The sequence below is a fragment of the Niabella aquatica genome (assembly GCF_054779315.1).
The window spans coordinates 133,886-146,282 of record NZ_BAAGYM010000005.1; the positions used below are offsets into that span (position 1 = coordinate 133,886).

Here is a 12,397-nt window from a genome sequence, read left to right on the forward strand (position 1 = left end):
CGACTCAAAATACATCCTGCCCGTTGAAATAAAAATCTTTGATACTTTTTTAAGTTTGCGCACTGCTGATTTCATTAGAAGCTTTAAAGAATAGTGTCCAAAATTCATTCCTCTTCTGAAGAAATTCACTTAGAATACTCCCAATTGCTTATCCTGTAAAAATATTAGAATATCCTACCACTTGCATTTGGTCAAAAAATGGTGTAATACTTGATAGAAATTGAGTAACTGTTATATCCGCAACATTTTTCAAATGGTGAGGCACAAATTCAATGTATAAACTTACTGCACCTACTTCACGTGTAATAGGGTTAACAATTTGTATCTTAAACTCTATTTTGTCCTTGAATTGGTTAGTAATAAAAGTAAATCTGTCTTTTCGTTCCTTTTTATTTACAATAAAGGTTGGGATTGGCCCATCCATAAATTATAGATGCTCTTTTATGTATTTAAGTAAAACGTCTAACGAATAGTTTCCAGTTTGATTTAGAAGAATCTTTCCGCTTGTATCAATAAGCACATAATTAGGATAAGCATTTACACCTAATTTTTTAATAATTCCATCATTTGTGCCTTTCAGGTCAGATAAATTTATCCATGTCATATTATCTTCAACAATAGCCTTCTTCCAGCCAACCTCACTATTGTCAGCTGAGATGCTTATGATTTCAATATCCTTCTTGTGTTTCTGGTAAAACTGCAATAGCATTTTTGAATTTGCCCTGCAAGGTTGACACCAACTGGCCCAAAAATCAATAATGGTGAATTTTTTAGATTGAATTAGCGGATATACTTCTTTTAATATAGCGTTTGTATCGTTGGCGGATATTACAGGAAATTGGTTCCCCACTACTATCTGTTTACGGTATTGTAAGAATGATTTTAAAGAAATATAAATTGGATTCTGATAATAATATTCTGAAATCTTACTTAGATAGTTTTCAGCCTCCTCAAATGTTATAACCATGTAACCGGATTTAATTCTGTCAATTAGCTCTAAAGCATAATATGAGTGAATGCTATCTCTAATAAATGTCCTGGCCAAATCATCTCTAATTGAGGTCAAAGAATCTGCCTGCTTTTTATAAAGGTTTATTTCTGTCCAATTTCGAACTTTGGCGGACTCTCTTAGTTTTTCATATTTCTCAGAAATAAGACTTTGATAATAGTAATCCTTTAATCCAAAACTCGCCATTATATCGTTCTCCTTAGAACCATTCACGCTACTAACAAATAAATTTGAAGCATTGCCATTAATGATTGTAGCAGTTGTATCTAGAAAGAACGGCCTTGCTACTTTTACTGTTTTTAAAAACAGTGTGTATACTCCTGGATACGGCAAAATGCCTTCTAGCTTAAAGAATCCATCACAGTTAATTATAACACTATCTATTGTTCTTTTTTGATCATTTGGCATATTACGGTCCGGAGACAAAAACAATACTTTATTCTCTCCATTTTCAATCGTACCGGAAATGCTATATTTCAGCTGCTGTGCATTTAGAATACCATCAATAAGGAAAACAGTAACTACAAAACTTATAACTTTTTTCATACCCGATATCTACTTAAGACTTCCGTAAAATACCAAGCAATTTAAAAGATTCTACATTGAAAAGGAATTCTAACTTCTGTGCCGAACAAAGGTTTATGATTTTCATTGCAGCGATACTGAATGTAAACCGGGCAGTTTCATCAGTGAGCGCTTTGTTTTTTCGACAAATTAGCTTAATTGGAAGAGACATAACCTGAACAATTTTAATCGACTTGAGTATCCTGAAATCAGGTCTACTTTTTTAAATTGTTAAGCTGTTTTAAAGGTAGTAAGGATTCTCACTGTGTTCTGTTATTTGAATTTGAAAATCAGGCCCTATTTCAACTTCTTCCTTTTCAGATTAGTTAAAATTTATGCTTGAACCTGATCCCCAATCCCCCAATTTTAAACGGATCAAGCCGAAAAGTTGTGGAGTAGAATTAAAAATTTAGTTTTGAGTCCTGATGAATAAGAAGATACAGGACAGTCACATTGGTTTGTTAGAGTTACTACTCCCCGATTATATTTTAGCTTATTTTGATTTAAAGGGAGTTCGTAAAGAGCAGGATGTATATCATTTGGATCTGGAAGAGATTAATACTTCTCCTTTAGACAGCAATACAGGCAAGCTACTATCCAAAGGATTTTTTCCATCAATAACAGTTCAGGATTTTCCGATTCGCGGTCACCATTTTTTTTTACACATCAAACGACGACGGTGGTTGGACCAGCAATCGGGTAAGGTAATTTTCAGAGATTGGACTATGGTAGCTACGGGGACACGCATAACCAGCGAGTTCGCCGCTTTTTTAAAAGAAATCAGTCGATACAGCCCCTACTGATATTCAGACTGCCGGAACTTTTCTGGGCGTTAAAGGCCGTAACCTCAATCGACAATACAAGGAAGTTTTAAGTGATTTTAAGACCTGGAATCAAAGGTCCCATGCCAGCCAGTGGGTGCTTTATCCAGAGAATGTTGGACAACAGTTATCAATTGATGAGACCAGCTTAACTCATGATGAACTCTATACGATTATAACCAATAAAACAGCCAAAGGACGTAAGGGCAGTATTGTAGCGATCATTGCAGGAACCAGGGCTGAAAAAGTAATAGAGATAGTAAATAAAATACCAGAAAGCCAGCGGACTAAGGTTAGAGAGATTACATTAGACATGGCTGGCAATATGGAACTTATTGCTAAACGTTGCTTCCCATTAGCAGTACGTGTTACAGATCGTTTCCATGTTCAGAAGCTGGCAAGTGAAGCATTACAGGAGCTGAGAATTAAACACAGATGGGAGGCCCTGGATACAGAAAACGAGGCGATCGAAAAGGCCAGGCAAACAGGTATAGCATTCAAACCTGAAATTCTTGAAAATGGCGATACACTTAAGCAACTGTTGGCACGTAGCAGATATGTATTATACAAGAAAGCTGCGGACTGGACATCAAGTCAAAGTCAGAGAGCGACGCTACTGTTCAAACAATATCCTGATTTACAAAAGGCTTATAATCTGACGACAGAATTGAGCAGTGTATACGATAAAACCACCGATAAGCTTTATGGCTTAACAAGGCTGGCTAAGTGGCATGAAAAAGTACGGCAGGCAGGATTTAAAGCCTTTAACACCATATCAAGATCAATACAGCTGCACTATAAAACTATTGTAAACTATTTTGATAATCGATCCACCAATGCATCTGCCGAATCGTTCAATGCTAAAATAAAAGCCTTTAGAAGTCAGTTCAGAGGTGTAAGATCCATTGAATTTTTCTTATTCAGATTAACCAACTTGTATGCATAAATCTATTTACTCCACAACTTTTTGACTTGATCCTTTTAAACCTGATCTCTTAAAAGTAAAGTGGGGTAAAAAGCAAAAAGGACCATCATTGCTGATGATCCTTTTTTGCGGACCGGACGGGACTCGAACCCGCGACCTCCGCCGTGACAGGGCGGCATTCTAACCAACTGAACTACCGATCCTTTCAAATTGGGAGTGCAAATATACAGGCTTTTTTATTTCTGCCAAATAAATCCATAGAAAGTTTAAAATTATTTAGTTGCATTATAAATACACTGCATTTTAATCGGTTGCCATAAAAGAAGAAACCAGATATGCCCTTATTACACGGGGTTATTTTATAATACCCTTGCTATGCAGGACTGGTAAATGGTATTGGCATATCGGTGTATGCATACTATTCTTTCACGGTTTACTTACCCGGTTTTAATTAAATTTGGTCAAAAGCCTGAGCACTATGTTCTATATAGCCGACCTTCATTTACATTCGCATTATTCCCGTGCTACCAGTAAAGATCTGAATCTCGAAACGCTTTACCAGTGGGCGCGTATCAAAGGCATTCATGTGGTAGGGACGGGCGATTTTACACATCCGCTCTGGTTTAAAGAATTAAGAGAAAAATTAGAACCGGACGGAACAGGCTTCTTTCGCCTTAAAAACCCGCCAAAGGACGTACCCGGCTTTAAATGCACAGACATTGACGTGCGCTTCTGCCTTACTTCCGAGATCAGCTCTATTTATAAGCATGGTGATAAAGTACGAAAAAATCACAACTGCGTGTATGCGCCCGATTTTGAAACTGTTGCCCGCATCAATGCAAAGCTGGCGCAGATCGGGAACCTGAATGCGGACGGGCGTCCTATCCTGGGATTACCATCCCGCGATTTGCTGGAGATTGTTTTGGAAACCTCTGGCGATGCGCATTTGATCCCGGCACATATCTGGACACCCTGGTTTTCGATGTTCGGCTCCAGGTCTGGTTACGACAGCGTTCAGGAGTGTTTCCGCGATTTGTCCAATCACATTTTTGCTTTGGAAACAGGCTTATCCTCTGATCCTGAAATGAACTGGCGGCTAAGTATATTAGATAAATACACACTGGTATCTAATTCCGATGCGCATTCTCCGCAGAAGCTGGGAAGGGAAGCCAACCTTTTCGACACAGAACAAAGCTATTACGCTTTATTCGATGCGCTAAAAAACAAAAAAGGATTTTTGGGTACCTATGAATTTTTTCCCGAAGAAGGAAAATATCACCTGGATGGTCATCGTAAATGTGATGTATGCTTTGAACCGGAAGAAAGTATCCGGCATAAAAATATCTGTCCTAAATGTGGACAGCCGCTTACTATTGGTGTGCTGCATCGTGTTAATGAGTTATCGGACAGGGAGCAACCCCAAAAGCCCGAAGATGCAGCGGATTTCGATTATATCATTCCTTTACCGGAAATTATTGCTGAAATAAAAAACGTTTCGGCCTCCAGCAAGGCTGTACAACAATCTTTTCAGCAAATCATTTCTTCGTTCGGCAACGAGTTTACTTTACTGAAACAGGCACCTGTGGAGGATATTGAGCAAAAGGCAGGCGTGGTAGTGGCAGAAGCAATTAGGCGGATGCGCACACAGCAGGTCAATCCGCAAGGAGGCTATGATGGGGAATATGGCGTGATAAAAATTTTTAAAGAAGGAGAGCCGGCACATCTTACCGGGCAATTGCATTTTTTTGGCATGGGAGTGAACACCACCACCAAGCGAAAAAAGTAAAGAGCGTATAATAGCGAAAAAATATTTACAGTCAGATGCTGCAGCAGAGAACAGACCATCTGCACTTAATGCAGAACAGCGGGCTGCCTGCGAAACGCAAGGTGCCGTACTGGTCACAGCAGGTCCGGGAACCGGTAAACTAAAACTCTTCTCAGTTGGATGGCTCATTGTATCCAACAAAAGAATGGGCAACCACAGGAGGTGCTGACGGTTACCTTCACCAATAAGGCGGCTGATGCAATGAAAGATCGCCTTGCTGTTATGCTTGGACATAAATCGCGAGATATCACATTAGGCACATTTCACTCCGTTTGCTTTGCCTTATGCTGTTCATTACTCATGCCGCACAAAGAAAAATTATACTGTAGTAGAAGAAAAAAGCATTTCGGAATTCGTGAAGGAAATCCCCGCCTCACTGATCGAGATCGTGCAAATACAAAAAAAACAATCAAAGTCAGACCAGATGAAGTTGTTAAATCAAAACTGAACTTCAGCTTTAAATTTTTAACAGATAGAGAAACTAAAGAAGGCATGCTCCTCTTCCCTGTGATAGGAGGAAAATAGAAATTATTTCCTATCTTGCTCTACTGCCCAACAGCGCCGTAAAAAATCTTTAAAAATCAAAGCCATCTGGTGAAATTTTTTTTTAATTAATTGAATAATATATAGTTGAGTCGAATTAAAAGAATAAAAACTTAATGTCCATCCCCTTAAATATTACCGAAAATGACATCCTCAAAGCCGTGCGGGACATCAACCCTTCTGCCATACCTCCAAGGCGGTTCTATACCAAGTATTACCTGGTGGTAGATGGCAACAAATACCCGCCCAAATATGTACTCAGCAACGCCAATCAATACGCCAACGGGCAGGCGCTGGCCCTGGATGGCTTCACGGCCCGGCAGGCGGTGGACTACCTAAATAAACTGGGTTTCCAGGTGGAAAAGAGGGAAGAAGTACCCAGTTATTTTGATGAGCTCAAGCGCTTCCTGGAGCAGACAAAAACAGAGGATCTCAAATACAGCAGCTACCAGAAAAACTTTATCAACCTGGAAGTGCATGTAGGCTTTGGGCGTGCCAATAAAGCAAAAGTGCCGCGGATCGCTTTTTTTAATCAGGCCAATAGTGTCAATGAATTTATTTTCCCGGCCTATTTTTTCTATAAGGACCTGGGGCTGCTGATACTGGCCTATGGCGAGACGGATACCGGCAAACCAAAAAATAACTGGAAGCTGCATAACCCCACCAGCATCTCCAAATATTTTGCTGAAAATCACCTGGGCAGGCCCCGCAACTATGGCAGCTCCTATGTGTACAAGGTTTACAATACCAACAACCCATTAAACCGGGATGAAATTGAGGAGGACTTGCTGGACATTATTGATATTTATAACGAAATGCAGGAGGACATGCCTACCAACACCAACGCAACCGCGAAACAGGAGTTCCGCCTACCCGCTTTTATAGAAGCGCTCAACGCCACCGGGCTTAGCTTTCATCCTTCGCTGGTCACCCGGTTTGTAGGATCGCTGTTGGCCAAACCCTTCGTCATCCTTACCGGGCTTTCGGGTTCTGGCAAGACCAGGCTGGCACAGGCTTTTGTACAATGGATCTGTAAGGACGCACAGCAATCCAGCGTGGTGCCGGTGGGGGCCGACTGGACGAACCGGGAACCACTGCTGGGCTATCCCAACGCACTGGACGCGCAGGACTATGTAAAGCCGGACAATGGCGCGCTGGATCTGCTGTTGAATGCCAATGCGCATCCCGCCCGGCCTTATTTCCTGATCCTGGATGAAATGAACCTCAGCCATGTGGAGCGTTACTTTGCGGACTTCCTCAGCGTGATGGAATCGCAGGAGGCCATTCCCCTGCATGCGGGTAGTGCTCAAAAAAGATCGGGTGTGCCTGCTGCCATCAAATGGCCATCCAATTTGTTCATCATCGGCACGGTGAATATCGACGAAACCACCAATATGTTCAGTCCAAAAGTACTGGACCGGGCCCATACCATTGAGTTCCGGGTAACGGAGCAGGAGATGGCGGCGTTTCTCAACAACCCGTCCGGACCGGATAAACAGCCGCTGAACGCCGCGGGTGCTTCCATGGCGGAAAGCTTTCTGAAACTGGCAGGCATCAAAGCTATCTCCAACGATCCTGCAGACCGGCTGCTGATCAATACCACCCTTATCAGCTTTTTTAAAGAACTCAAAAAAGCCGGGGCGGAGTTTGGCTCCGTACCGCTACGGAGATCTTACAGCTCACGCATCAACTGGGAGTAATAGACAACACACTGTCTTTAAATAAAAAGCTGGACATTGCCCTGATGCAAAAGCTATTGCCCAAATTGCACGGATCGCGTCGCAAATTAACACCCGTGCTCAGCACTTTAGGATCGCTTTGTTTGAAAGGCAATGGCAATATCGAACAGGAAGTTTTTGAAGCCACCGGTTTTGATTTTGAAAAGGACGACCGCGTGCTGTACCCGTTGTCGCTGGAAAAAATAACCCGCATGTACAAAGACGCTATCGATAACGGGTTCACCAGTTTTGCCGAAGCGTAGGAAAACACATGAAGGCAGAAACCTCCATAGAGATCAATTTAGATACCATCGCAACAGGCCTGCGCCTGTACATCGATGCCCGCAAGCCGCATACCCTGTTTGATGCGGAGGAGAGCGCTGCGGAAAACAACGAGGCACGATATCAGCTGGTGGAAGGTGCTTTTTATGATTATGCGTTCAATAACCCGGATTACCAGTTGGGCGATGTGGGGGAGAACATCATCACTCCGCATAAAAGGAACCCACATACCGGCACCCTGGCGCCTAATATTTTTACCGGCACGCTTTCCATCCCGGTTTTGCATGCACACCACCCGGAGCCGTTGACGCGGATCGAGCTGGAAGTGCAATCCGTAAAAACCAGCTACCGTACGGATTACCGGGATATGCTGGAGTTTATTACGGAACAATGTACGGACCTCATCTTACAGTCCAACGCGCCGGTGGCACACGCGCTGGAGGTGGATCATTCAACCGACAGCCACACGCTTTACCAGCAATTTGCCTTTATACAATCCGTTATTGGTACGGGCGATTTTGCGGAGGCCATCCACCGCATTGTTACCGCGCCCGTTACCCAATGGGCAGATGCGCCGGAGCAAAAGGACATACGCCGGGTACGCCGCTTTTCCAATGCGCAGGTACAGGAGTTGCTAAAAGGCAGCAACCGTACAGAGCTGCCGGCAGATCATGCACTGCGTAAAGCAGGTCTTACTACGGTACCCCAAAAAATTACTGCAGTTGCTAAAACCGACACGGTGGATACACCGGAGAACCGTTTTGTAAAGCAAGCGCTGGAAGTGTTTTTAAAATTCTGTACAGATGTACACAATGCCGCTGCCGCACAAAGCAAGCTGTATAAGGAATCGCTGCTGCTCATCCGCACGCTGGAAGGTTTTTTGCACCATAGTTTTTTCACCAGCATTTCCGCGCCCACCACGCTCAGGCTCAACAGCCCGGTATTGCAGCGCAAGGAGGGCTATAGGGAAGTGCTGCGCACCTGGCTGCTGTTCCAGGTAGCGGCTAAGCTGGTATGGCAGGGTGGGGATGATGTGTACCGCGGTGGTAAAAAAGATGTAGCTACTTTGTACGAATACTGGTTGTTCTTTAAGCTGCTGTCCCTCTTTCAATCCGTCTTCAAATTAAACGCGGAGGATATCCACCAGCTCATTGAAAAAACGGAGGACGGGTTAAACCTGCGGTTAAAGCAAGGACGGCATTATCCCATTCATGGTGTGTATGATGCCGGTTCCCGCAAGCTGTCCATCCGCTTTAGCTACAACCGCACGTTTAGCGGGGTAAAGGATTATCCCCATGCCGGCAGCTGGACCTCCCTCATGCGGCCGGATTATACGCTTTCCTTCTGGCCCGCAGGCATTACGGAGGCAGAGGCAGAGCAGCAGGAGCTCATCACCCATATTCATTTTGATGCCAAGTATAAAATTGATCACCTCAATCAGTTTTTAGAGCCTTCCTCAGCCGCCGCTCTCATGCAGGAGAAAAAGGAGAACAATAAGGGTATTTATAAAAATGCGGACCTGCTAAAGATGCATGCCTATAAGGATGCCATCCGGCGTACCGGCGGGGCCTATGTGTTGTACCCGGGTCATACCGCTTTAAGCCGGCAGGGCTTTCATGAAATTATACCCGGGTTGGGGGCTTTCCCGGTGCGACCTTCTAAAACGGACGATGGCATCGGCGCCTTAAAAGCGTTTATACTGGCCATTATCGATCATTTTATCAACCGTACTTCCCAGCGGGAAAAGCTGGCCTACCACACGTTTGATATTTTTAAAGACCAACCCGGGGCCGACAATATATTACAGGAACCCTTGCCGGAGCCTTATGGCGCCAACCGGGACCTGTTGCCGGACGATAGTTTTGTGCTCATCGGTTATTATAAATCGGCGGAGCAGTTGGAGTGGATCCAGAAACACCGGCTGTACAATTTCAGAACCGGCAGCGGGGCAGGGGCCCTGGTGCTGGACCGGCCAACCGTAAGCGCCCGGTACCTGCTGTTGCATACCGCGGGGCAGCAGCACTCCGGCCAGTTGTGGAAGATCGTCAGCAATGGTCCCCGCATTTTTTCAAGGCAGGAGCTGTTGAGCAGGGATTATCCTTCCCCCACGCAGGAGCATTACCTGGTCATAAACCTAGAGCCCGTAACCGATCCGGAGTTCCACGCCCTGCAATGGAATTTTAAAAACCTGCCCAACTATGCCACCGGCCGGCCCTCTGCTTTTCCCTTTACCGCCACCCTGGCCCAGCTCATGAAGGTGATCCACCACGGTAAGGACTAGCCCTCTATAATTATCGGGATGATCGTATGCTGTTTTTGGGCGTGCCCCCAGCCTGCTACGCATTAAGGCCTGCACACAGCTGGGGTCGGGCTATGCAGGGGTTCCGTGCTGCGCACCGGCCGCTGTTGGCGGCCGCCCTTTCTATCCCTCACGCGGGCGTCCGTATTATAAACCCGGTTTGCGTTTTAAGAATAAGGACCAATACCTCCTCACCGCGCCATCCTGAGCAGAACGTAGTGGAGCCGAAGGATCTCCCAATTGCCGGGCTGCCCGATATTACAGAGGTGTTTCGGCTGCGCGTTGCTCCGCTCAACACGACGAAAGCAGGGTTTGTGTACGTCATCCTGTCCCGATAGCTATCGGGAGCAACACAGTGCAGCCAAAGCCCGCCCGGCTGAACACCGTTCGGACGGGGATCTCCATAACTATAGCATAAAAGAAACGGAAAGCCTTTGTCATGGTGAGCCTGTCATAGAGAGCTTGACGAACTACGAACCGTTGACCAACGAATAGTTGCTTCCTTATTTAGAACTATATTTTTTATGGGGATTCCTGCTGGTATGAAATATCGATACTATGGTAACAACCTTTTTCCTTCGGGCTATTTTATAAATCAGCAAATATGGGAACACATCAATTTTTACTTCTCTAAATGACTTTTTCCGTTCAGGATAGCGATCAGGAGTTTTAACGAGTTGCTCTATTTTTTGATATACCTGGCTCTTAAACCGATCCCCTAAACCATCCTGCCTGTCTTCATACCACTCCCAGGCTTCCAGCAGTTCTTTTCGGGCTTTTAGTAAAATTTCATAGGTGTAGGTCATTAGTTTGAAGCGCGTTTTTTCTTAAGCTTTTCAATATCCCTGTCAATATCGGACATCGAGTATCCTTTTTCTTTGCCACTATCCCAGGCCTCATATCTTTTTTGAAGTTCTTCAACAACAGCCTGATTGTTCCACCATTCCAGGTCTTCAACTATAGTGTCTTCAAGCATTGCATAAATAGCCCTTACCTTTTTATCATCAGCCACCCTGATATAATCATAAAGACGCTCTCTTATAGTTGCTGTACTCATGCTATTGTTTTTATCTGATCCCATTTCATTATTGCTCCCGCACCTGATTCCAAAATTGATATTGATACAAATTTACTAATTTTCAGTAAGAAATTTATTACTAAAAGTTGCTAATATTTAAATCAGTATCAATGTATTACGAATGTTTCAATCTTCCGGCTGTGCCTGGCAGGTTTTATGTTCGCGTGAAGGAAGCGTGCATGTTCTGTTACGGTAAGCCTGACGAACCGTTGACCAACGAAACCGCGTTCGGTATAAATTTCGGAAGAATAGCAATATGGCGTCTCTACCTATATCAAGCTTTGCCTGTGCCGCTCCAAATACGCATGATTTTGCACCGAGAGGTTTTTAATAGCTTCCCGTCCGGTAACGCCTATTTTATCATAGGCGCTGGTGCGCAGCGCGGCAGATAGAATGATTTTTCCGTTATTTTCAAAACTAATCAGGTGTTGATCAAACAAGGCATCATAAACCGGGGATAGCAAAATGCCGTTGTGCACATCCAGCCGCTCCAAATTGTTAGCATCACGCCAGGGCACAATATGGGAGGCTATCAATATCTCGTGTTTCGTATAACCGGTAACGGCACAAGCAAACCGCCAGCGGTGGAGTACGCTTTTACGATAAGCACCCTGACCAATACGGGAGGTTACCAAGCCTTTGCGCTCGGTTTCATTGGGTGGGGTAGAATGTAGTTCTGCCGGCGGCTCATTTACCATTATACTCTCTAGTTCTGGTTCGTAGGGAAGGATAGTACCCTTTCTTTTAAAAAAGAATTTTATGGCCGCTCGCGGTTTACCGTCCCGATCCGGGGCATCAAAAAAATCATAATCCACCAATTCCAGCTCGCCCTTATATTGTACATAACCCCGCTGCACATACTCAAATAGAAAAACCCGCTTGCCGGTGTTTAGATGCTCTGCTAATGCCAAATTGCCTTTTGTTAATTGCATATCGCCCGTTTGGCCCTCACCGGTGTAGGAAAATACATCGTCGTTATCCCATTGGTCCTTATAGCCATGCCGCTGGCCGGTGGCCCCGGAAAAAATGAAGATAAACGGATACCCGGCCGGGGTAGAGATGCCCGCTTGCCTGTTGCCACCATACCGGTCATGCAGCGTAGCCCGTTGCAGGGTTTCGTTTAGTTTAAAATGGGGTAGTGGAGCTTGCTCCTGTATATGATCCGCCATAATAGTAGTGGTGTAAGTGCTTAAAGATACATAAAATAAGGCAGCGCCTCTAGTAGCCAATACAAGGCATTTACAATACGGTTTTTCGTAAAACCCATTTTTTCACATGCATATTTAATAACCTCTTTAATATAAATTCCAAATCTTTTTATATATTTAAAGCG

General features: G+C 44.3%; 11 protein-coding genes, 1 tRNA gene and 1 pseudogene. 7 read left to right on the forward strand and 6 right to left on the reverse strand.

Annotated elements, in window-relative coordinates:
* Positions 1–148: 148 nt before the first annotated feature.
* Both ACYVBM_RS05520 and ACYVBM_RS05525 read right to left on the reverse strand, forming a co-directional pair.
* A complete protein-coding gene (locus ACYVBM_RS05520; RefSeq protein WP_460684628.1) occupies positions 149–424 on the reverse strand; it encodes a hypothetical protein in 276 nt (91 codons plus the stop codon).
* 3 nt (positions 425–427) lie between these two features.
* The gene (locus ACYVBM_RS05525) at positions 428–1,555 is read right to left on the reverse strand and encodes a thioredoxin-like domain-containing protein (RefSeq protein WP_460684629.1); all 1,128 of its coding nucleotides are present in this window, start codon (positions 1,553–1,555) and stop codon (positions 428–430) included.
* 443 nt (positions 1,556–1,998) lie between these two features.
* On the opposite strand from ACYVBM_RS05525, the gene ACYVBM_RS05530 reads away from it, so the two are divergent.
* Together ACYVBM_RS05530 and ACYVBM_RS05535 are read left to right on the forward strand one after the other, a co-directional pair.
* Positions 1,999–2,376 (forward strand): ISAon1 family transposase N-terminal region protein, encoded by a 378-nt coding sequence (locus ACYVBM_RS05530; RefSeq protein ID WP_460684630.1) that lies wholly within the window; start codon positions 1,999–2,001, stop codon positions 2,374–2,376.
* 22 nt (positions 2,377–2,398) lie between these two features.
* Positions 2,399–3,340 (forward strand): ISAon1 family transposase, encoded by a 942-nt coding sequence (locus ACYVBM_RS05535; RefSeq protein WP_460684699.1) that lies wholly within the window; start codon positions 2,399–2,401, stop codon positions 3,338–3,340.
* A 108-nt stretch (positions 3,341–3,448) separates the two neighbouring features.
* On the opposite strand, the gene ACYVBM_RS05540 is transcribed toward ACYVBM_RS05535, so the two are convergent.
* A tRNA-Asp gene (locus ACYVBM_RS05540) sits at positions 3,449–3,522 on the reverse strand.
* 275 nt (positions 3,523–3,797) lie between these two features.
* Here ACYVBM_RS05540 and ACYVBM_RS05545 point away from each other — a divergent pair.
* The 5 genes and pseudogenes from ACYVBM_RS05545 to ACYVBM_RS05565 all read left to right on the forward strand — a co-directional run bounded on the left by ACYVBM_RS05545 (position 3,798) and on the right by ACYVBM_RS05565 (position 9,968).
* Complete coding sequence (locus ACYVBM_RS05545) at positions 3,798–5,105, forward strand: endonuclease Q family protein (protein ID WP_460684631.1); 1,308 nt, start codon at positions 3,798–3,800, stop codon at positions 5,103–5,105.
* A 150-nt stretch (positions 5,106–5,255) separates the two neighbouring features.
* Positions 5,256–5,669, forward strand: a pseudogene (locus tag ACYVBM_RS05550) (UvrD-helicase domain-containing protein); the annotation flags it as partial.
* 134 nt (positions 5,670–5,803) lie between these two features.
* Positions 5,804–7,387 carry a hypothetical protein gene (locus ACYVBM_RS05555; RefSeq protein WP_460684632.1) on the forward strand — a complete coding sequence of 528 codons (1,584 nt, stop codon included), beginning with the start codon at positions 5,804–5,806 and terminating at the stop codon, positions 7,385–7,387.
* Positions 7,388–7,431: 44 nt separating this feature from the next.
* On the forward strand, positions 7,432–7,668 hold the full coding sequence (locus ACYVBM_RS05560) for a hypothetical protein (protein ID WP_460684633.1): 237 nt from the start codon (positions 7,432–7,434) through the stop codon (positions 7,666–7,668).
* Positions 7,669–7,676: 8 nt separating this feature from the next.
* The gene (locus tag ACYVBM_RS05565) at positions 7,677–9,968 is read left to right on the forward strand and encodes a DUF2357 domain-containing protein (protein ID WP_460684634.1); all 2,292 of its coding nucleotides are present in this window, start codon (positions 7,677–7,679) and stop codon (positions 9,966–9,968) included.
* Positions 9,969–10,489: 521 nt separating this feature from the next.
* Here ACYVBM_RS05565 and ACYVBM_RS05570 read toward each other — a convergent pair.
* The 3 genes from ACYVBM_RS05570 to ACYVBM_RS05580 form a co-directional block, all read right to left on the reverse strand.
* A complete protein-coding gene (locus ACYVBM_RS05570; RefSeq protein ID WP_460684635.1) occupies positions 10,490–10,792 on the reverse strand; it encodes a type II toxin-antitoxin system RelE/ParE family toxin in 303 nt (100 codons plus the stop codon).
* On the reverse strand, positions 10,792–11,043 hold the full coding sequence (locus tag ACYVBM_RS05575; protein ID WP_460684636.1) for a hypothetical protein: 252 nt from the start codon (positions 11,041–11,043) through the stop codon (positions 10,792–10,794). The genes ACYVBM_RS05570 and ACYVBM_RS05575 overlap by 1 nt, the downstream gene beginning before the upstream one ends.
* 290 nt (positions 11,044–11,333) lie before the next feature.
* Positions 11,334–12,293 (reverse strand): HNH endonuclease, encoded by a 960-nt coding sequence (locus ACYVBM_RS05580; protein ID WP_460684637.1) that lies wholly within the window; start codon positions 12,291–12,293, stop codon positions 11,334–11,336.
* Between the last annotated feature and the right edge of the window lie 104 nt (positions 12,294–12,397).

What these genes read in the sequence shown, in the direction of transcription:
- ACYVBM_RS05520 (WP_460684628.1), bottom strand. Translation starts at nt 424, where the DNA reads ATGGATGGGCCAATCCCAACCTTTATTGTAAATAAAAAGGAACGAAAA.
- ACYVBM_RS05525 (WP_460684629.1), bottom strand. Translation starts at nt 1,555, where the DNA reads ATGAAAAAAGTTATAAGTTTTGTAGTTACTGTTTTCCTTATTGATGGT.
- ACYVBM_RS05530 (WP_460684630.1), top strand. Translation starts at nt 1,999, where the DNA reads ATGAATAAGAAGATACAGGACAGTCACATTGGTTTGTTAGAGTTACTA.
- ACYVBM_RS05545 (WP_460684631.1), top strand. Translation starts at nt 3,798, where the DNA reads ATGTTCTATATAGCCGACCTTCATTTACATTCGCATTATTCCCGTGCT.
- ACYVBM_RS05555 (WP_460684632.1), top strand. Translation starts at nt 5,804, where the DNA reads ATGTCCATCCCCTTAAATATTACCGAAAATGACATCCTCAAAGCCGTG.
- ACYVBM_RS05560 (WP_460684633.1), top strand. Translation starts at nt 7,432, where the DNA reads ATGCAAAAGCTATTGCCCAAATTGCACGGATCGCGTCGCAAATTAACA.
- ACYVBM_RS05565 (WP_460684634.1), top strand. Translation starts at nt 7,677, where the DNA reads ATGAAGGCAGAAACCTCCATAGAGATCAATTTAGATACCATCGCAACA.
- ACYVBM_RS05570 (WP_460684635.1), bottom strand. Translation starts at nt 10,792, where the DNA reads ATGACCTACACCTATGAAATTTTACTAAAAGCCCGAAAAGAACTGCTG.
- ACYVBM_RS05575 (WP_460684636.1), bottom strand. Translation starts at nt 11,043, where the DNA reads ATGAGTACAGCAACTATAAGAGAGCGTCTTTATGATTATATCAGGGTG.